Annotated in this window: 15 protein-coding genes; 13 read left to right on the top strand and 2 right to left on the bottom strand. The window is 56.5% G+C overall.

Features of this window, described 5'->3' with window-relative positions; all coding sequences use genetic code 11:
- Window positions 1-8 precede the first annotated feature (8 nt).
- Window positions 9-1,109 (bottom strand): GntR family transcriptional regulator, encoded by a 1,101-nt coding sequence (locus KB449_RS23870; protein ID WP_282910748.1) that lies wholly within the window; start codon window positions 1,107-1,109, stop codon window positions 9-11.
- A gap of 197 nt (window positions 1,110-1,306) precedes the next feature.
- On the opposite strand from KB449_RS23870, the gene KB449_RS23865 reads away from it, so the two are divergent.
- The 11 genes from KB449_RS23865 to KB449_RS23815 all read left to right on the top strand — a co-directional run bounded on the left by KB449_RS23865 (window position 1,307) and on the right by KB449_RS23815 (window position 17,934).
- Window positions 1,307-2,197: an ABC transporter permease gene (locus KB449_RS23865; RefSeq protein WP_282910747.1), complete on the top strand. Its 891-nt coding sequence runs from the start codon at window positions 1,307-1,309 to the stop codon at window positions 2,195-2,197.
- Window positions 2,191-3,135: a carbohydrate ABC transporter permease gene (locus tag KB449_RS23860; RefSeq protein ID WP_282910746.1), complete on the top strand. Its 945-nt coding sequence runs from the start codon at window positions 2,191-2,193 to the stop codon at window positions 3,133-3,135. Before KB449_RS23865 ends, KB449_RS23860 begins: the two co-directional genes overlap by 7 nt.
- Before the next feature lie 61 nt (window positions 3,136-3,196).
- Window positions 3,197-4,798 carry a type 2 periplasmic-binding domain-containing protein gene (locus KB449_RS23855; RefSeq protein WP_282910745.1) on the top strand — a complete coding sequence of 534 codons (1,602 nt, stop codon included), beginning with the start codon at window positions 3,197-3,199 and terminating at the stop codon, window positions 4,796-4,798.
- 23 nt (window positions 4,799-4,821) lie between these two features.
- Complete coding sequence (locus tag KB449_RS23850; RefSeq protein ID WP_282910744.1) at window positions 4,822-7,596, top strand: alpha-mannosidase; 2,775 nt, start codon at window positions 4,822-4,824, stop codon at window positions 7,594-7,596.
- A gap of 3 nt (window positions 7,597-7,599) precedes the next feature.
- Window positions 7,600-10,182, top strand: coding sequence for a glycoside hydrolase family 2 protein (locus KB449_RS23845; RefSeq protein ID WP_282910743.1), 2,583 nt, complete (start codon window positions 7,600-7,602; stop codon window positions 10,180-10,182).
- Between the two features lie 11 nt (window positions 10,183-10,193).
- Window positions 10,194-13,277, top strand: coding sequence for a hypothetical protein (locus KB449_RS23840; RefSeq protein WP_282910742.1), 3,084 nt, complete (start codon window positions 10,194-10,196; stop codon window positions 13,275-13,277).
- Window positions 13,278-14,111: 834 nt separating this feature from the next.
- Window positions 14,112-14,744: a 3-hexulose-6-phosphate synthase gene (gene hxlA / locus KB449_RS23835; RefSeq protein WP_282910741.1), complete on the top strand. Its 633-nt coding sequence runs from the start codon at window positions 14,112-14,114 to the stop codon at window positions 14,742-14,744.
- 4 nt (window positions 14,745-14,748) lie between these two features.
- Window positions 14,749-15,306 (top strand): 6-phospho-3-hexuloisomerase, encoded by a 558-nt coding sequence (hxlB, locus tag KB449_RS23830; RefSeq protein ID WP_282910740.1) that lies wholly within the window; start codon window positions 14,749-14,751, stop codon window positions 15,304-15,306.
- A gap of 136 nt (window positions 15,307-15,442) precedes the next feature.
- Window positions 15,443-15,835, top strand: a complete 393-nt coding sequence (locus KB449_RS23825; protein WP_282910739.1) for a winged helix-turn-helix transcriptional regulator — start codon at window positions 15,443-15,445, stop codon at window positions 15,833-15,835.
- Between the two features lie 31 nt (window positions 15,836-15,866).
- Window positions 15,867-16,457: an ankyrin repeat domain-containing protein gene (locus KB449_RS23820; RefSeq protein WP_282910738.1), complete on the top strand. Its 591-nt coding sequence runs from the start codon at window positions 15,867-15,869 to the stop codon at window positions 16,455-16,457.
- Window positions 16,458-16,644: 187 nt separating this feature from the next.
- Window positions 16,645-17,934 carry a carbohydrate-binding domain-containing protein gene (locus KB449_RS23815; protein WP_282910737.1) on the top strand — a complete coding sequence of 430 codons (1,290 nt, stop codon included), beginning with the start codon at window positions 16,645-16,647 and terminating at the stop codon, window positions 17,932-17,934.
- Window positions 17,935-17,978: 44 nt separating this feature from the next.
- Here KB449_RS23815 and KB449_RS23810 read toward each other — a convergent pair whose 3' ends face one another.
- On the bottom strand, window positions 17,979-18,890 hold the full coding sequence (locus tag KB449_RS23810; protein WP_282910736.1) for a helix-turn-helix transcriptional regulator: 912 nt from the start codon (window positions 18,888-18,890) through the stop codon (window positions 17,979-17,981).
- Window positions 18,891-18,979: 89 nt separating this feature from the next.
- Here KB449_RS23810 and KB449_RS23805 point away from each other — a divergent pair, with 89 nt between their 5' ends.
- Both KB449_RS23805 and KB449_RS23800 read left to right on the top strand, forming a co-directional pair.
- Window positions 18,980-19,447 (top strand): VOC family protein, encoded by a 468-nt coding sequence (locus tag KB449_RS23805; protein ID WP_282910735.1) that lies wholly within the window; start codon window positions 18,980-18,982, stop codon window positions 19,445-19,447.
- 26 nt (window positions 19,448-19,473) lie between these two features.
- On the top strand, window positions 19,474-20,052 hold the full coding sequence (locus KB449_RS23800; protein WP_282910734.1) for a YdeI/OmpD-associated family protein: 579 nt from the start codon (window positions 19,474-19,476) through the stop codon (window positions 20,050-20,052).
- Window positions 20,053-20,265: the final 213 nt, after the last annotated feature.

Genomic DNA, 20,265 nt, shown 5'->3' with positions numbered 1-20,265 from the left:
GTGATGATTTATGTCGTCCGTCCTTCGTTCACCTTAACGGGAATGACGATCTGCCGGTTGATGGCGGGATCTTCGATGGCCGCTAGCAGCAAGCCAATCGCTTCTTCGCCCATTTTATCTTCCTGCTGCTCGATGTAGGTGAACCAGCACCCTTGAAAATCGCGGATCGGGGGAGCGTCGAAGGAAAGAATGGCAAGCTCCTCGGGCACCTTTTTGCCCATCATCGCCGCTACATCCGCTACATAAAGAGCGATGGCGCTTGAAAAAGCAAAAATGGCCGTAATCTCGGGTTGGGATTCAAGCCACTTTCCAATCATATCACGACCGATATTGGGGTCCATATAAGTGACCTCGTCAATACGGGTCAGCCAGTGCGCGGGTTCGATTTTGAGCCCGGCTTTTTTGGCCATATCCAAATACCCGGAGAAGCGGTCTTCGGAGCTGGACGTTTTGGATTTGGTGCCCGATATGATCCCGATTTGGCGATGGCCTTTTTGCACCAAAAATTCGGTGCCCATGCTTCCGCCGGCAAAATTGTCGGAATAGACGGCATTCGTTTTGATGCCCGGCAGATAGCGGTCGATGAGGACAAATGGGAAGCCCTCCGTTTTTAAACTTAATACGGCCTCGCTGTAGGCTTCGCCGTCTACAGGAAAGATAAGCAGCCCGTCGACGCCGGCTGCGCGCAGGAATCGAATGCCTTCTTGTTCCTCGAACTGCGTCGAGGCGGACCGGACGATCAGGATCAAATTCTGTTCCTTGCATGCTTCCTGCACGCCGAGCAGCAGCTTCATCGAAAACTCGTCGTTGGCGAGCGGACTGAGAAAGCCCACTTTTTTATAGGGGGCATTCGCATCGATCGGGATCGGCTCGGAAGAATCGGGGTCGGACACAAATGTGCCTTTCCCTGCGATCCGATAGATCAGGCCGTCTTCGACAAGCATCTTCAGTGCGCTCTTGATCGTTATGCGGCTGACGCCGTGCTGCAGGACAAGCTCCGACTCGGTTGGAATTTGATCCCCCGGCTTCAATACGCCCAGATTGATTTTTTCCCTAAGCATATCTCTTATTTGGAGGTATAAAGGCTGATTATCAGAGGTCAAGGACATATTCCTCTCGTCAAAAGGTATTATAAAGTAATATAACATTATGCTATTACAGACGCAATCAGGATAAGCTGAATTGCTCGATCTAAGTTAAATGTATGATATAAATATAACAAAATTAATATTGACATAAGACAATATGTATACTATGATGTTGCTGAAAGAAAGCGGATACATATTTCGAGTCTGGGGGAAGGCATTTGCGGACGATTTGGAAATGGCGATACTTTTACTTATTGCTGACGCCCACGCTGTTGTATTTTATCTTGTTCAGCTATATTCCCTTCTACGGCGTTGTCATCGCCTTCAAAAACTTTCAACCGTTTTTGGGTATCGGGGATAGCCCCTGGGTCGGGTGGAAAAATTTCGAGACGATGTTCTCCTCCGTGAAGTTCCCCGAACTCATCCGCAATACGGTGTTGATCAGCTTTTACAGAATTATTTTCGGTTTTCCCGTTCCAATCCTCTTCGCCTTGCTGCTGAATGAAGTGCGCGTCATGTGGTTCAAGCGAAGCATTCAGACGATCGCCTATTTTCCTCACTTTCTGTCGTGGGTCATATTCGGAGGCATTATCTACAATGTCGTCGGCCCGTCCGGCATCATTAATTTGCTGCTGGAGAAGATCGGCATCGAAGCGATCAATCTGTCGGCCAACCCGGATCTGTTCCGTCCGCTCGTCGTCGTCACCGGCATCCTGAAGGAGTTCGGATGGGCGGCGATCATCTACCTGGCTGCGTTGACCGGCATCGATCCCCATCTGTACGAAGCCGCGAAAATAGACGGGGCGAGCAAGCTCCGGCAGATTTGGCATATTACGCTGACGGGGATTCGGCCGATGATCGCGATGCTGCTCATTCTTCAACTGGGAAGCATTCTGGATGCCGGATTCGAGCAGATCCTGATCCTGTCCAATCCGGTGGTCTATAGCGTCGGGGACATTATCGACACTTACGTGTACCGCGTCGGATTGCTGGAAGCGAATTATGGATTAGCCACGGCAGTAGGCCTCTTTAAAGGCGTGATCGCGGCGATCTTGATCGTGTCGGCCAATCATATCATTCGACGGACAGGAGAGAAGTCGCTGTGGTAAATCCGCCGGTTCAAGCTGAAACGAATGAATTAGCGCTCATCAACCGCCCCAAAAGCCTGGACCGCAATCCGGTTTGGGTGCAGACCTTGATCTATCTCGCATTGACGGCGATGGCGCTCGTAACGTTGCTACCGATTCTGAATGTGTTCGCCATGTCGTTCAGCGAGGCGGACGCGATTTTTAAGCACCCGCTCATGATCATGCCTTACAGCTTTACCTTTGCGGCCTACGAGTATATTTTTTCGACCTCCATCTTGCTGAAGTCGTTTTCCGTCACCGTCTTTGCGACGGTCGCAGGAACGCTGTGCAATCTGGCCTTTACGATAACCGGCGCTTACTCGCTGTCCAAAACGGCGCTGCCGGGCAACAAATTTCTGCTATGGATCTGCATCTTCCCGATGCTGTTCGGGGCAGGGCTGATCCCGACCTACATGCTGCTCAAGGAACTGCACCTGCTCAATAACATCTGGGTGCTGGTCGTGTCGGGCATGGTCGTTCCTTTTAACCTGATTCTCATGCGCAATTTCTTCTGGAGCATCCCGGAGGAGCTGGAGGAGGCCATGCGGATCGACGGGGCTTCCGATATGGGCATCTTGTGGAAAATGATCATTCCGCTCTCGAAGCCGGCAATCGCGACGATCGGCCTTTTCTACGCGGTGGGCCACTGGAACGACTTTTTTACCGGCTTGTTTTTCCTGAACGACAATACGAAATGGCCGCTTCAGGTGCTGCTTCGTTCCATCGTCATCGATATGAACGCCCTCAATACGCGAGGGGTAACGGCCGTAATCGGGCAAGATGCGACCAAGATCATGCTGACGCCCGAGAACATCAAAGCGGCGGCCATCATTTTCTCGATCGTACCGATCCTGCTGGTCTATCCGTTTCTCCAGAAGTATTTCGTAAAAGGCATCATGCTGGGCTCCGTGAAAGGTTAAGTGCGTTGGGAGATCCGTCAGGATTTTTCATATAAAACAATTGGCGAAGGGGTGTCGTGCAATGCGTAAGCGCGGAATTATACTGCTTGTCTTGACGATGATTGCGACCATGCTGGCGGCTTGCTCGGGCAACAAAGAAAACGGAAAAGCAAGCGAATCGAGCTCGACGCAGGGAGGAAGTCAGACGGCAAGCGCGACTGCGGGAAGTAAAGAAGAGTCGGCCAAGTTCAGTTATGTCCGGCCGGTGTGGGGGGCGGCCACCTATACGAAAGGCGGAGCCTACGAAAAAGAGATGTTCGAGAAAGCCAATGCGAAAATCGACGTACAGATCATACCCGTAACCGAATACGACCAGAAAATCATGACCGTCATCGCTTCCGGCGACATTCCCGACGTGTTCTGGGCAGCGGGGCCGACGGACAAGAAGTTCAAGGATATGCAGGACCAGGGCGCCTTCTTGCGAATTAACGAATACCTCGATAAATACCCCGCCATCAAGGAAGCCGTGCCGCAATCGGTATGGGATACGCTGACGGACGACAAAGGCAATATTTATTTTATTCCCAATGTATCCAATCCGCTCATTCCGATCTTTATGTACTATCGCCAGGACATCTTCGAGAAGCTCGGCATTCCGGAACCGAAGACGGTTAAAGAGCTGGAAGATGCCTTGGCCAAAATCAAGCAAAGCGACGCCAAGATGATTCCGCTGACCGCCCAGGATACGATCTGGGGACTCGGCGCGCTGTCGACCTCCTTCGGCTTCACGCATTTCGGCTGGGGACCGGCCACCGGAGAGGACAAAGAAAATCCGAATACGATCGTTCCTTTCTATCTGACGAAAGAGATGAAGGAATACTATTTTTACTTGAAAGACCTGAGAGCCAAGGGACTGCTGGACAAGGAATTTCTGATGGCGAAAAACTGGGATCATGCCAAGCAAAAGTTCACTTCCGGCCAGGCGGCGGTGCTCGGCATCAACTGGGGTTACGGTCCGGAGATCTACTCGACCTTGAAGAAGACGCATCCGGAAGCGAAGATCGGCATTCTCCCGCCGCTGGAAGGCCCGGACGGCGCGATGGGCGGCATTCGCCCGTTCGGGGCTTGGGACAGAGGCATGTACGTGAACGCGAAAATGTCCGATCCGGACGGATTCTTCCGCGTGCTCAACTGGACGCTTACGGAAGGCAGCGATTTTAGAAGATACGGCGTCGAAGGCAAGACCTACAACGTGGTAGACGGCAAGAAGGTGCTGCTGGGAGAAGACGAGAAGGAAGCGGATTATAAAACCGGTCAGATCGAGCCGCTGAAGTTCCTGCAGCCGATGTCCGAAGCGCTGGATTGGGATACGATCGAAGCGACTTATGAGGGCTCCGGCGTCGGCGAAGCCTTCGCGGATGCCAAAGCCAAGTTCGAGGCGTACAATGCCGTTCAATATCCGGAATACCGCAATCCGACCGTCTTTTCTCCGCTTGAAGTCGAGCAGGGCGCGCAGCTGTACACCGATTACCTGCAATCGGTCGTCGACGGCGCGATTATCAACGACAAAGTGACGGAGCAGGAATGGGATACGGCCATCGACAAGTATTTGAAGGCCGGCGGACAGAAGATCGTCGACGAAGTCAACGAGCTTCAGAAAAATAAAACGAAGCCCAAGTATTAAAAGAGGATAGGAGAATACGGAGAATGACCCTACAGCAACAGAGCAAGCAGCTCGGCAAAGTATTCGTCGTCTCTCATACGCACTGGGACAGGGAATGGTACCAGGACTACCAAAGCTTCCGAACGCGGCTCGTCTATATGATGGATGAATTACTGGAACGTCTGCGGGAGGACGCCTCTTATCGTCACTTCATGCTGGACGGCCAGACGATCATGATCGAGGATTACCTGCAAATACGCCCGGAACGAAAAGAAGAGCTGTTGAAGCATTTGCGGGAGGGCAGATTGACCGCGGGACCTTGGTACGTGATGCCGGACGAATTTCTCGTGAGCGGGGAGTCGCTTGTGCGCAACTTGCTGACCGGCTTCCGGCAATCGCGTCAGATGGGGTTCGAGCCGATGAAGTCGGGCTACGTGAACGATATTTTCGGGCACAACAGCCAGATGCCGCAAATTTTCCAAGGGTTCGGCATCGATAATGCGGTTTTGTTCCGCGGCTTTTACGGCAACGCGGATCCTGCGGAATTGTGGTGGGAAGGCGCCGACGGCAGCCGATTGCTTGGCTTGAAGCTGGACGAAGACCGATCGTACAGCGACTTTTACTTCTTTCTGCGCTGGCCGTTCGTGGACCGGGGATTTCAGTACGAGGAGGAAGAGCTGATCGAGCGCGCCGAAGCGATGCTCGACTACAAGGCTAAACGCGCGACGACGGACATTGCCCTCAGTCTCGACGGCTGCGATCATATCGAGATCGAACCGAACCTGGGATGGATGCTCGGGCGGTTAAACGAAAGGACGCCGGGCGTGGCGTGGGCGCATAGCACGATCGAAGATTATGTCGCAGCGCTGCGCGCCCGGATCGGCGAGCTTGAAGTGTTCAAGGGCGAGCAGCGCATGCCCGGCTATAATGGCGTCAATAACATGGTGCTGGCGAACGTTCTTTCGTCCCGCGTTCATCTCAAGCAGCACAATCAGCACTGCGAGAACTTGCTGACCGGGTGGGCGGAGCCGTGGAGCTCGTTTGCGTCGCGGGAAGGCCGCCCTTACCCGAAAGCCTTTCTCGATCAAGCCTGGAAGCATTTGCTTGAGAACCATCCGCACGACTCGATATGCGGATGCTCGATCACGCCGGTGCACGAGGATATGCTGTATCGCTTTGCCCAGAGCCGTTCGCTCGGGGAAGGCATGCTGACCGAAGCGTTCAATTATGTGTCGGGGCATATCGCGGAGTCCGCATTGGAGGGCCGGCACGCCGTCGTGCTGTTCAATTCGTCGCAGCGCCCGGTAGACGGCGTGGTTCAAGTCGAATTGGAGCTGCCGCTCAATTCGGCCGTGCCCGCCATCTCTCCGCAGATCGGCGGCACGAATTTCCGATTGTTGGATTCGAAAGGCGAAGCGGTGCCATTCCAGGTCGTCGGCGTGAAGAAGCAAAGCATGAGAAGATGGCGTCCCTATCGCGATATTCCGCGCGGGGAGCAGGTCGACAGGATCACCGTCGCGCTAAAAGGAGACATTCCGGCGTTCGGTTATACGACCTACACCGTCGATATGCAAGCATCGGAGCTGCCGGGCAAAGGGGAATACGCATTCCGCCGGGCTGCGGAGCCCGTGCGTTATGTCGGCAGTCAGCAGACAGCGCCGAACGTATGGGAAAACGGCAAGCTTCGCCTGGAGGTCGCGGCGAACGGCACGCTGTCGCTGCGCGATCTGGAGACCGGCTATGAAACGGAGGGTTTGCTGGCCCTCGAGGATCAGGCCGACATCGGGGACGGCTGGCAGTATATCGCGCCGGTCGGCAACGAGACGGTAAGCTCCACGGTCGGCCACGCGTCGGTGTCCATCGTGCACGACGGGCCGCTGGAAACCTGTCTGCGCCTGGCGCTGCAGCTGGAAGTGCCGGAAGAGATCGCTTCGGACCGAACGAAGCGCTCGGACAAGCGGATCGGCCTGCCGGTCACGACCTATATCACGCTGCGCAAGGACGACACGGTCATCCGCTGCCGCACGGTCGTCGATAACGGCGTACGCGACCACCGCCTCAAGCTGCTGTTCCCGACGCGCGTAGACAGCGACCGTTATTATACGGGCACACCGTTCGATCTCGTCGAGCGAAGCGTACAGCTGCCGGATTATAGCCGTCATATCGAGAAGGACAGCGGGATCGTGCCTTCGAACGGGCTGCTGGCCATTCGGAGCGAACGGCATGGATTCGCAATTTACAGCAAGGGGCTTTATGAAGCGCAGCTGCGCAACGACCGGACGCGGACGGCGGCGCTTACGCTATACCGGAGCACGAGGGACGAGGTGATGAGCGACGGCGGCGACGGCGGACAACTGCTGGGACGACTGGAATTCGAATATGCGTTCCGGCCGTTTAATCCCGCCGACACCTCATGGGGCGACTTGCTCGCCGATCAGCAGCAGTTTTCGCTCGGCATTCGGGCCGTGAACCGGAAGCCGGGACCGGTCGCCTTCGAAACGCTGCACAGACGCGACAGCAACCTGCCCGCCCGGCATGCTTACCTGAATCTGACGGGCTCCGATCTGATCGTCAGCGCCTGCAAGCGGGCCGAAGACGATGCCGACGCCTGGATCATCCGGTTGTGGAACAGCGCGAATAACGAATCGAGCGGGAGCATTCAACCCGCGGACCCTGTGATCAAGGCGGAGCGGACGAATCTGGATGAGCAGACCGTCGGTACGATCCAGGTCGAGCAGGGGAACATGCTGCGCATCACGGCGAAGCCCAAGGAAATCGTAACCTTGAAGCTATGGTTTGGACTGAATAGGGAGCGTTAACCGATGCGCATCGATCTGACGGAAAATTGGGAATTGACCGGATCGTACCCCGGCTTCTGGGCATTCGGGCGAAGCATGGAAGTGGGCGTGCAGCTCAAGGGGATCGTCCCCTGGATTCCGGCCGAAGTGCCGGGAAGCGTCCATTGGGATTTGCACCGCGCGGGTTACTTGCCCGACCCGTATTATGGCGCGAACGCGCCGGCATGCGAATGGGTGAACCAGCGGGATTGGCTGTACAGAACTTCTTTTACCTCCGAAGCGTCGTGGAAGGGCAAACGGATCGCGCTGGTGCTCGAGGGCGTCGATCATTCGGCGCAGGTGCTGCTTAACGGCGAGCGAATAGGCAGTCATACGGGGATGTTCGTTCCCGGCCAATTCGATCTGTCGGCATCGCTGCGGTACGGCGAGCGCAATACGCTGGTCGTGGTCGTGGAGCGATCGCCGGACGGGGTGGCGCAGCTCGGCTACACGCAGCAGGTGGACCATCTGAAAAGCAGGTTCGGCTACAGGTGGGATTTCTGCCCGAGGCTGGTGCATATCGGACTCTGGAAGGGCGTCAGCCTGCAAATATCGGAATGGAGCCGCTTCGACAACGTCAGGGTCAAAGCGGTTCCCGGGGCGGACGGAAGCGGCGAAGCGACGGTGAGCGCCGCGATCGACAGCGTACGGTCGGGACGGTTCCGGCTAACGGCCGAGCTGTACGAACCTGGCGGCCGGATCGCCGGGGCGGCCAGCTATGAAGGTGAAGCGGTTCCCGGCTTGCAGACGGTCAGGCAGCGAATTACGGTTCCGGATGCGCGGCTGTGGTGGCCCAACGGTTATGGAGAGCAGCCGCTGTATCGGCTGAACCTGCGGCTTGAGGTCGACGATTCTGAAGGCGGGTATTGCTCCTCCGACGATCATGAGTGCCATATCGGCTTCCGCACGCTGTCGTTCCGCGCCAACCCCGGCGCTCCCTCCGATGCGCTGGCGTTCACGGTGGCCGTGAACGGAGAGCCGATCTATATCAAGGGATGGAACTGGGTGCCCGCCGATCAGCTGTACGGCAGGGATCGCGAGGACCAGGTACGGCACCTGATCGCGCTGTCCAAACGGGCCAACGTCAACATGCTTCGCGTGTGGGGCGGCGGTCTGATCGAGAAGGACTTCTTTTACAGGCTGTGCGACGAAGCGGGCATTCTCGTCTGGCAGGAGATGATGCAGTCCAGCTCGGGCTTCAATAATGAGCCGTCCGCAAGCCCCGCCTTTCTCCATACCGTCTCGCATACGATGCGGCAGGTCATTCGCGACAAACGCAATCATCCGTCCCTGACCATCTGGTGCGGCGGCAACGAGTTGACGGAGGGCGGGCATCTGGACAGCCAGATGGTGCCGCTCACCGACAGGCAGACGAACCTGCGCCTGCTTCGGGATCTGGTATCCGACCTCGACGAGACCAGGCTTTACCTGCCCACTTCGCCTACAGGCCCGACTTTTTTCCTGGAAGAGGCCCACGCCGGCAAAGACAAGATGTACGACGTGCACGGACCGTGGAAATATGCGGGGGAGACCGGGCATTACCGGCTGTATAACCGGAGCGATGCGCTGCTGCACAGCGAATATGGCGGGGACGGCTTTGCTTCGATCGAAAGCATAGCACGCTTCATGCCGGCGCATCGGATGGAAGCCGGGCATGCAGGGTCGGTGGAGTGGTTGTTGCATGGCTATGAATACTGGAATATGGACGACCAGCTGCAAAGCCTGTTCGGCTCGAATTTCGGTACGTTCGAACGGATGGTCATGGCGTCGCAGTGGCTGCAGGCGGAAGGCATCCGGTACGCCGTCGAAGCGAACCGCAGGCGGGCGCCGCACTGCAGCGGAAGCCTGCTGTGGCAGCTGAACGAACCGTATCCGAACGTATCCTGCACGAGTGCGATCGACTACTACGGCAACCCGAAGCTAGCTTATAGCTGGGTGGCAAAGGCGAATCGCAATTTGCACGTCTCGCTTCAGTATGACGGCATTTCCTATCGGCCAGGCGATACGTTTAGAGGATCGATCTACGTAACGGCAGATGGCAGGAAGGCGGACGATCTCACGGTGGCATGGGCGGCAAGGGACGAGAAAGGCGGCATCCTATCCGAAGGCTCCTATTCGCTGCGCAATATGACGAACCCGACCGCTTTTGCCGGCACCGTTGAATTTCAGATTCCCCGGGCTGCCGCCGTATTCGTCACGCTTGGCGCGATCGGCGCCGCGGATCGGCGGGCGTTGGCGGACAACGAATATGCCTTCGCCGTCAAGGAACGGGACGAGGAGCCGCCGCTGCAAGCCTTTCTTTCTTTGCCTGCGACTTCCCTGGAATGGGAGACGAAAGAGGAAGACGGCGGAACGACTGTCGCAGTCCGTAATACGGGAGAGACGGTCGCTCTATGGGTGAGGATTAGCGGCACGACGCCTGAAGACGGCGGCAACCACCCGGTTGTCCGGCCGCTGGAAGACGGATTTCTCATTTTTCCCGGCGAGACCGTCCGTCGTCGCTTCGCGGACATTTTGCCTCAGGACCGGCGCTGGAGCGTTAAAGCGATGAATACCCCTACCGAGTGAGGTGGCCGTGAATGAAAAAGTCCATTCGTAAGCTGGCGACAGCCGCGGTCGCAGTCGCGGCGCTGTCGCAGAGCGCCGTCGCCGCGCAGGCGAACGCCTACACTTTTTTTCAGACCGGGCAAGACTATCGAACCAATCTGCATCTGCCGGTCGACGCTGCGGCTCCTTATTTGATCAGCAACAAGGAGCCTTACGAAAATGCGATTACGAACTACGGCAACGCCGGCTACGAAAAGATGGCGATGATTTCATTCACCCACGATTTTGACAACCGGTATGTCGGCGGCTTCTACGATGGATCGACGCACTACGATATCGTGCAGAAGGACGCCGCGGGCAACCTGAAGCAGCATCTGGGCACGCACAGCTATGTGACGCCCACCGCAGGCTGGAACGATTACGTCCGCGACCAGGCGGTCAAAGCGATCGGCAAGGGCGCGACGACGATCATTCTGGAAGAGCCGGAGCTGTTCGGCGACGCGGGCTACGAGGACGCGTTCAAAGCCGAATGGCTCGCCTATTACGGCACGGCGTGGGCCAACCCGGCCGGCAGCGAAGCCAATTTCCTCAAAGCGTCGAAGCTGCGGAACTACTTGCTGCAGCGGGAGATCGACGCCGTCCTCGGCTATATCAAGACCAACTATCCGACCGTCAAAACGTATATCGCCGCGCACAGCCAGCTCTCGTATTTCCCCTGGAAAAACCCGTACGCGGGCCAGGAAGGATTGGCGAACGCCAATGTCGACGGCATCGTCGGGCAAGCATGGTCCAACACGATGGAGGGCGGCGTGCTGTACGAGGGCGCGTCCGTATCGCTGCCCTTCGAAAACGGATATCTGGATTACAGCTACTTCGCGCAGCTCGGCCGGGCGAATCCGGGCAAGGACGTCGCGCTCATCATCGACCCGAAGGGCGACGGCTATGCGGCCAAGTCATGGGATTGGCTGGCGGACATGAACGCCCACCAGCTGGCGGCCGCCGTATCGCAGCCGAATGCGTACCGGTTCGAGATCCCGATCTGGCCGGAACGGATTATGGGCATCGACGAGAACGAAGCGCCGGAGAGCTTCAAGACCGCGATGGCGAACGAGATTACGGTTTTGAACGACATGCATAATTACACAAGCGCGATCGCGACGTCCAACCATCCGCTGAAGGCCGGCATCCTGATCTCGGATACGACGAACTGGCAGGCGGGCGGCCCGGGCAATACGGCCAATCAGGACAGCGTTTATTCGCTCGCGATGCCGCTGCTGCACCGCGGCTTCCTGATCGACGGCGTGCCGCTCGAAGGAATTACGGCCGCTGCGAACCCACTCAGCCAATTCGACGTCGTCTACGTGAGCTACGATCTCATGAAGCCGCAAAGCAGCGCCTACAATATCAAGCTGCGGGATTATGTGAACGGCGGCGGCATCGTCGTTTACTTCGGCGGGCGCACGCCGTACGAGAATACGCCGAACCAATGGTGGAACTCGGGCGGCAGCAGCTACGCAAGTCCCCAGGATCACTTGCTCAGCTTGTTCGGCATCGGCGCGACCGGCCGCACGGCCGGCACGCTGTCGAACGCGACGCTGTCGGCGGAAGCCGGATCGGCGCTGGCTGCCGGCATCGGCTCGCTGCCTTCGACGTCCGGCGTCGGCTACATCGGATATACGGGCGGCAGCTTCACGCCGATGTATAAGCAGGGGACGACGACGGTCGCGTTCGAGAAAAGCTACGGAACCGGGAAGTTCGTCTACTTCGGCATCGATCCGTATTATTTCGGGAACAGCGCCGGCGGCAGCTCCAAGATGTTTAACATCATGCAAAATATCGGCGCCGTCTACAAGAGCGTGTCGGTGAGCGTCCAAAACGCGATTGCCTATACGAGAGGCCCGTACAAAGGCATTTATTCGATCAGCGGCACGGCCGTGGAGACGGGCAAATACATCGACGTGCTCGACCCGGACCTTCAGGTCGTCACGACGCGCAAGGTCGCGCCAGGCAAGTCGGCGCTGCTGAAGGACGTCTCCGGCATCGCCGTGACGACGATTCCCCGCGTGCTGTTCGCGCAAGGCAACAATCCGGCGATCGCCGAGAGCGCTTCGAGCACCGTCGTTACGGCCAAAGGCGCTTCGAATGCGCTTGGCGCGATCCGTATCTTAAGCAAGGACGGCCTCGTGCCGCAGCTCGCGACGGCGGTGAACGGCAGCGGCCGCAGCACGCTGTATTCGCAGGAATGGGACGACGAGAGCAAGTCGGCGCTGGTCAAATACTGGAACGATCCCGGCGGCGTGACGGTGACGGTGAACTGGAGCGCCGCGGGCGCGCCGGCGAAGCTGCAGACCAAATACGTCGACGATCGGGACGCTGCCGTCACCTATAGCGGAGCCTGGAACAACTGGGACGGCGACAAGCTCGATCATGCGGCGACCGAGAAGTTCAACTACACGGCGGGCGGTTATGCGCAATTCTCGTTCACCGGCAGCCAGATCCGGGTCATCGGCAAGTACGGCGGCAACCAGGGCAAAGCCGACTTCTACGTCGACGGCGTGCTGCAAGCGTCCGACGTCGATTTGTACGCGCCGGATGCGCGGTACCGCCAGGTGCTGTTTGCGAAAACGGGGCTGACGGACGCTGCGCATACGGTCAAGGTCGTCGTCAAAGGGACAAAAAACGCCGCCTCGACCAACGCGAACGTCGTCATCGACCGGTTCGAGTACGGCACGTCGCTCGCGACCAAGGTGGACGACCGCCACGCATCCGTCGCGTACACCGGCGGCTGGGGGCAGTGGTCGGACACGTCAGATTACGCGGGCACGGAGACGTTCGGCAGCGCCGCCGGCAACAACGCGCAGCTGACGTTCACCGGCACGGCCGTTCGAGTGATCAGCGGCTTCGGCTCGAACGAAGGCCGGGCCAACATTTATGTGGACGGCAAGCTGGTCCGCACGGTCGATCTGTACAGCGCGGCCAAGAAATATCAGCAGATCGTCTACAGCACGGCCGATCTGGCGCCCGGCTCGCACACCGTCAAGGTGGAAGTCGACCGGACGAAAAACGCTGCGGCGACCGATTATAACGTTGTGATCGATGCGTTCGAATACGGTTAAGTTTATTATCGTTTGTATGATGAGAACGTCCTATACAGGGCGTTCTTTTTTTACATCGAATGTCGCGTGCGGCGCGCACCTGCAATTTTGCATCTATTTTCTGCCGAGCAGCGGCGTTCGATGAAATACCTGCAAATAATCAGGTAAATCTCGAAGAAGGAGGCGGCAATCGCACGAGACAACGAAATAGATGCATATTTGCAGGTATCCGCTATGAAATGGTTCATATCAGGCGAAATAGATGTATTTTTGCAGTTTTGCCCGGGAGGACCCGGTTCTGATCAACGGCAGCGAGGGTGCTTTCTACCCGGACCGTCACACAAAGCCGTTCCATGCGATTGGACACACGATCCGCTATTTCTGCGCAATTCTCGCATTTCCATTCACCCGCGGACTCAGAATCCGCTATTTTCGGAAATGCGAGCCGTTTTGTCCATCATTGGGCTAAATAACGTACCTCCTGTCCGCTACCGCCGCAAATGGACCGCTTATTCACAAAATAAGGGCTCCTATGTCCGCTACCCACCGTCGTACGGTCGCAACCGCCGCAGCCACTCCAGCCAGCCCCCAGCCACCGAGCACCCAGCCACACTGTTACCCCAGCCACCGAGCCCGAGCCACTCCAGCCCCCAGCCACCGAGCCCCCAGCCACATCGGCCCAGCTGGCTACGCCGTTCGGGAGCGCACAGACGCTCGCCGGCCGTATTTTGCCGCGCTATAGTTTCCTCCAGGTAACTCCCTCACGCGAAAGTGCCTACTTACGCAAATGGAACGTTGACTCTACAATGGGCTAGAGCTAATCAAGCACATTCATCCTGAAGGAGAGATCATTCCATGGAACTTCAATTGGCGCTGGATCTTGTAGATATTGCCGGAGCGAAGCAAGTCGTTGCGGAAGTGGCGGATCATATAGATATCGTGGAAATCGGCACGCCTGTCGTCATCAACGAAGGGCTGCGAGCGGTAAAGGAAATTAAAGAGGCATTCCCGTCGCTGCGCGTGCTGGCCGATCTGAAAATCATGGATGCCGGCGGCTACGAGGTCATGAAGGCATCCGAAGCGGGCGCGGATATTATCACCGTGCTGGGCGTATCGGATGATTCGACGATTCGAGGCGCCGTCGAGGAAGCCCGCAAGCAAAACAGAAAGATCATGGTCGACATGATCAACGTGAAGGACATCGAAGGCAGAGCGCAAGAAATCGACGCGCTCGGCGTTGATTACATCTGCGTGCACTCCGGTTACGACCATCAGGCCGAAGGCAAAAACTCCTTTGAGGAGCTTGCGGCGATCAAACGCGTCGTCAAGCAAGCCAAAACGGCGATCGCCGGCGGCATCAAGCTTGACACCCTGCCGGAAGTCATCAAAGCCCAGCCGGATCTGGTCATTGTCGGCGGCGGCATCACCGGCCAGTCGGACAAGAAGGCGACGGCGGCCGAAATGAAAAAACTGGTCGGCCGGGCCTAAACGCATGGAAGCGATCCAATACGTCGCCGAGATCGTCAAGGAGCTCCAGCGTTCGGCCGAGCAGATCGCCGATGCGGAAGCCGAGACACTGGCGGACCTCATTTTGCAATCGAACCATGTGTTCGTCGCCGGCGCAGGCAGATCGGGCCTGATGGGACGGGCATTCGCCATGCGTCTGATGCACACCGGGGCCAACGCGTATGTGGTCGGCGAAACGATCACGCCCGGCATCGGCGAAGGCGATGTGCTGATCATCGGTACGGGCTCGGGGGAAACGAAAAGCTTGATCCCGATGGCCCAAAAAGCCAAAAGCCTCGGCGCATCCGTCGTGGCCGTCACAATCGCGCCCGAGTCTACGATCGGAAGCCTAGCGGACGCGGTGGTCAGGCTGCCCGGATCGCCCAAAGATCAAGCGAGCGGCAGCTATACGACCATTCAGCCGATGGCTTCGCTGTTCGAACAGACGATGTTGATCTTTTACGACGCGGTCATTCTCAGGATGATGGAGAAGCAGGGACAGGACACCGGCCGGATGTACGGCAGGCATGCCAACCTGGAATAAGCGGCACGCCAACCGCTCGATTAACGGACAGTCCTCGCCGCACATGGCGAGGGCTGTTCTTTAGTTTCCAAATGGAAGGTATAAGCTTTTACATCCTGTAATCGCTCGTTGTATACTGCCATGAGGAGGGATGACGATGGCGACGGAAATCAAGGATCGAATCGACTTGGCGACGATCAACTGCGAGAAGGAACTGACGCTGGCGGTGATCGGCGGCAAGTGGAAGTTAATTATATTGTGGCATCTCGGTTTGGAAGGCACGAAACGGTTCAGCGAGCTGAAAAAGCTGATTCCCCACATTACGCAAAAAATGCTGACTAATCAGCTGCGCGAATTGGAGGAGGACCGGCTGGTTTTCCGCAAAGTGTATCCCGTGGTCCCGCCGAAGGTGGAGTATACGTTGACGGAATATGGCGAGAGTCTCATCCCCGTGCTGAAGATGATGTACAATTGGGGCAAAAATTACGGCGAACAAGTGATCTGGAAAGACGGCAAGACGGGTCCGGAGATCGCAGCAGCCGACGCATGATAATCGGTTTGCAGAAAAGAAGGTGAATATTGTGAACGAGCCATTGATCGTCTCGGCAGAAAAGGGCGACGTGGAAAGCGTGCTGAAGCTGCTCCGCGAAGGAGCGGACATCAACGCGACGGATCGCGACGGAAGAACGGCCGTCCTTGCAGCCACCTATAACAATCGGGCGGAAGTCGTGAAGGCGCTTATTGAAAAGGGTGCGGACATCAACATTCGCGACCGCCGCTTAAATAATGTGCTTTTGTATGCCGGAGCGGAAGGGTTTCTCGATATCGTCAATCTCGCGATCGACGCGGGTGCCGATACCAAACTGACGAACCGGTTCGGGGGAATCGCTGTGATTCCCGCTTCGGAACGCGGACATGTCGAGGTTGTCGAAGCACTGCTCAGCCGTTCGGACACCGATGTGAACCATATCAACAATCTGCAATGGACGGCCTTATTGGAGGCGGTCATTCTAGGCAACGGCGGGGAAAAGCATCAAAAAATCGTAAGGCTGCTGGTTAGCCATGGTGCCGACTTAAATATCACGGATAGAGACGGACTCACGCCGTTGATGCATGCGCGGCAAAGAGGCTTCCGGGAAATCGCCGACATTTTAACCGAAGCGGGGGCGTAATCAGCCTCCCCCTTACCGCATCCCCTCAAACGAATCGTTTGAGGGGATTTTGTTCTGCGCGAACGCGATGCTTTAATCTTTAAGGTTGATTTAAGCCGCAGCCCGCATGATGTAAGTAAGACATGAAGCGGTATTCGCGGTCTGATAAATAAATGCTCGCTACCGAGCTTTCGAGGAGTGTTAATCAATGAAATTGAAAAAAGCAAAGACCTTAAGCACCGTGACGATGGCCGTATTGCTGAGCGCGACGATCGCAGGATGTTCCCAGGGGCAAAGCGGCAGCGGGAATGCCGCGGCTACGCAAGCAGCCAGCACGACCAGCACGCAGGAGGCAAGCACGCAATCAGCGAGCACGCCATCCGCAACAACGTCCACGACAAGCACGGCAGCATCATCCGGCGGTACGTCGGCAGCCGCGACGACCAAGCTGGACACATCGACGATGTTCAGCGACCGGGATCTGGCGCAGACTGCGGATCTGACGGGTGCCACGCAAGTTAAACTGGAGAGCGGCAATGACGTAACGATCGATGCCGAGGGCGTCTACGTTCTGAGCGGCGAGGCGACGAACGCGACAGTGACCGTCGAGGCGCCCGACGATGCCAAGGTGCAGCTCGTCCTGGACGGCGTCAGCATCGTCAATGCGGACGCGCCTGCCATCTATGTAAAGGCAGCGGACAAAGTATTCGTGACCTCCGCCGACGGCACGAATCATATGGAGGTTACCGGCACTTATGCGGCGGACGGGGAAACCAATCTGGATGCGGTCATTTTCTCCCGATCGGATCTGACGCTGAACGGCACCGGAACCTTGGACATCGTATCGAAGGAAGGAAACGGCATCTCGTCGAAGGACGACCTCAAGATCACGGGCGGCGTCTACAGCATTCAATCGGCTGCGGATTCGCTTGAGGCGAACGATTCCATTCTGATCAACGACGGAGCGGTCACGATCGATTCGGGCAAGGATGGTCTGCACAGCGAAAACGCAGATGATGCGACGCTTGGATATATCTATATGAAGGGCGGCACGCTGAATATCGCCGCAGCAGACGACGGCATCCAGGGCACCAGCCTGGTACAAATCGACGGCGGCACCATTAACATTACGAAAAGCGAAGAAGGCATCGAAGCCAACTATATCCTCGTCAACGACGGCCAGATCACGCTGTATGCGAACGACGACGGCATTAATGCCGCGCAGAAGGCCGAGGGCGACGTGGCGATCGTAGTCAACGGCGGCACGCTGGACGTGACCGTGGGCAGCGGCGACACGGACGCGTTCGATTCCAACGGCGATCTCTACGTGAACGGCGGTACGATTAAAGTGACGGCGCCGACTTCCTCATTCGACGCGGATGGCACGGCGCAATTGAACGGCGGAGATGTCACGGTTAACGGCGAGCAAATCACGGAAATGCCGGAATCGCACATGGGTGGCGGCGGTGGTGGCGGCAGAGGCGGTATGCGTCGGTAGTATTACAGTCAACGAATGAAGAGAGGCGAAGAGCCTCTCTTTTTTTAGCTGTAACTTTTTAGAACGTCCGCTACATACTGCCGGAACGCTTCCACGAAAGATGGCGGCTCAACAATCTTGAGCTCGGTTCCGAAGCTCGCCAAATGCCGGAAGCCGATTGGATTTTGCGGGAGCTGGATCGTTGCCGACAGCCAATCGGCGCTGTGGGGTTCGATGCGCTTGCGGCCGTACCTTTCGATAAACTGATCTTTGATCGCAGGCGAGATCAGCGCCTTAACTTGAACGAGCTCAGGCGAATATCCTTCTGCGAACGTCCGGTCCGCCGCGTGATCTCTCGGAACAAATGTCTGCTTGCCCAGCGTCAGGTTGTCGGTTCTGGACAATTTAAAGGTTCGATATTCCATACGCGTCAAGCAGTAGCCGATCAAATACCAGCTCATCTCGTTAAAATGAAGCTGGTACGGCTCGACCGTCCGAGCTGTCGACGCCCCGTTTTTATCGATATAATCGAAGTTTACCTGTCTGTTATGCGCGATCGCTTCTTGACATAACTTCAAGATGCCGGTCATCTCATCGCGACCGCTCCAATTGTAAAAGGAAACATGTATGGCGCTTTTAAGCGGTGCGCCGCGAACCATCGATTCGATTTTTTTAATCGTGATTTCGACTTCCTGGCTCAAATAGATTTGCTCCAGGCCGCCAAGAGCCGCCAAAATATTTTCCAGGTCGCCGCTGTTCAACAGACGCTTATCGATCTTATATTCGTCCATAATGCCGTAGCCGCCATTCGCCCCATGTATCGAATAGATCGGTATGTTGGACAGGCCGAGCGTCTCCATATCGCGGAGAATCGTTCGTTTAGAGACGTTGAACAGTCGAGAAAATTCCGTCGTTGAGACGACTTCCTTTTGCAGCAGAATCATCACGATCGCGATTAACCGCTCGATTTTCTCCATCTTTTTCTCCCGTGCAGATGAAATGATGACAATATACTGTCACCTATCATAGCGTATGCTGCACATATAACAAAGAGGAGGTTTTATTCATGGCGGTCATTGCGTACTTGAATTTCGACGGAGATGCGGCGGAAGCGATCGATTTTTATGCGAAGGCGTTTGAGGCAGACGAGGTCAAGCAAGTAAAGTTCGGCGATCTCCCGCAGGATCCGAATTATCCATTGCCGGAGCACGAATTAAACATGATCATGGAGTCGTCGATCGCATTCGCCGGCGGGAAGATCATGATATCGGATCTGCTGTCCGCGATGAAGCAGGGATCGGGCGAGCCGGTCAAAGGCAACAATGTGCTCATCAGCATCACAAACGAAAGCAAACAGACGTTAGAACGTTACTTCGAGCGTCTATCGGCGGGCGGCCATGTGATCATGCCACTTTCCGATACGCCATGGTCGTCTTGCTTCGGGATGCTGGTCGATGCGTTCGGCATCGTCTGGAAGTTCAATAGCGACGCGGACAAATTTCTGGATCGCGTGCTCGCAATGAAGCAATCGTAAAAAAAAGGAGCTGGGCAGCCTGCTTTATGGAGATTAAAAATCTGCTGGCAGTAAAAACCATAGAAGAGTTAAGGGCCTGGCTCCGCGACAATGGCGGGACCGAAAAAGAATGCTGGGTAGTCGTCGGCATGAAGCCGGCTTCGGGTGCGCTGCTCTATCTGGACGTCGTCGAACAAGCCTTATGCTTTGGGTGGATCGATAGTACGAAAAAGAAAATCTCAGAGACGGAGGTTGCGCAAAGACTATCTCCCAGGAGCCGGAAAAGCGCATGGACCGAACTGAATAAAGCGCGGGTCCGCCGCCTCGAGCGGCTGGGGATGATGAAGGAGGAAGGCAGGCGCGTCCTCCCGGATATGCGTCCGGAGGCGTTCAGGATCGATCCGGTCATCGAGCAAAGGCTGCAAGTGGATGCGGCGGCGTACGAGAACTTCGCCACGTTCCCGGATTTGTACCGTACCGTCCGAATCGACACCATTCAAAGCTACAAGAAAGATGCCGAATTGTTCGACAAGCGATTGGAGAAGTTTATGCAATCCACCAGGCAAAATAAGATGTATGGCCAGTGGCACGATGACGGACGGCTGTTGGCGGATTCGGATTCATAACCGGTGCACGTTCAACCCCCAGACCAAGTTCTGGGGGTTAACTGCTTTTTGGAGTAGGACGCAAGTTAGATTGTGCTTCACATAGACAGATGATATCATTTCTCTTATATTAAACTTTGTTTATTATAATAAACTATTTATTGCTTGCGGGCGTTTTCGGATTGACGGATCTGAACCCGAGAATTAAGGTAAAGAGGGGCCGGTCCGGCGCGA

Origin of the sequence: Cohnella hashimotonis, assembly GCF_030014955.1 — a bacterium.
In the GTDB taxonomy this organism is placed as follows: Bacteria; Bacillota; Bacilli; order Paenibacillales; family Paenibacillaceae; genus Cohnella; species Cohnella hashimotonis.
The sequence above is the reverse complement of the archived record's forward strand: the minus strand, read 5'-3'. Positions and strand labels throughout refer to the sequence as shown.

Bases quoted from the DNA above. Each gene is read 5' to 3' on its own strand.
- hxlB (WP_282910740.1), top strand. From the start codon at position 14,749: ATGGAAGCGATCCAATACGTCGCCGAGATCGTCAAGGAGCTCCAGCGT.
- KB449_RS23825 (WP_282910739.1), top strand. From the start codon at position 15,443: ATGGCGACGGAAATCAAGGATCGAATCGACTTGGCGACGATCAACTGC.
- KB449_RS23840 (WP_282910742.1), top strand. From the start codon at position 10,194: ATGAAAAAGTCCATTCGTAAGCTGGCGACAGCCGCGGTCGCAGTCGCG.
- KB449_RS23870 (WP_282910748.1), bottom strand. From the start codon at position 1,109: ATGTCCTTGACCTCTGATAATCAGCCTTTATACCTCCAAATAAGAGAT.
- KB449_RS23800 (WP_282910734.1), top strand. From the start codon at position 19,474: ATGGAGATTAAAAATCTGCTGGCAGTAAAAACCATAGAAGAGTTAAGG.
- hxlA (WP_282910741.1), top strand. From the start codon at position 14,112: ATGGAACTTCAATTGGCGCTGGATCTTGTAGATATTGCCGGAGCGAAG.
- KB449_RS23850 (WP_282910744.1), top strand. From the start codon at position 4,822: ATGACCCTACAGCAACAGAGCAAGCAGCTCGGCAAAGTATTCGTCGTC.
- KB449_RS23855 (WP_282910745.1), top strand. From the start codon at position 3,197: ATGCGTAAGCGCGGAATTATACTGCTTGTCTTGACGATGATTGCGACC.
- KB449_RS23815 (WP_282910737.1), top strand. From the start codon at position 16,645: ATGAAATTGAAAAAAGCAAAGACCTTAAGCACCGTGACGATGGCCGTA.
- KB449_RS23805 (WP_282910735.1), top strand. From the start codon at position 18,980: ATGGCGGTCATTGCGTACTTGAATTTCGACGGAGATGCGGCGGAAGCG.
- KB449_RS23845 (WP_282910743.1), top strand. From the start codon at position 7,600: ATGCGCATCGATCTGACGGAAAATTGGGAATTGACCGGATCGTACCCC.
- KB449_RS23810 (WP_282910736.1), bottom strand. From the start codon at position 18,890: ATGGAGAAAATCGAGCGGTTAATCGCGATCGTGATGATTCTGCTGCAA.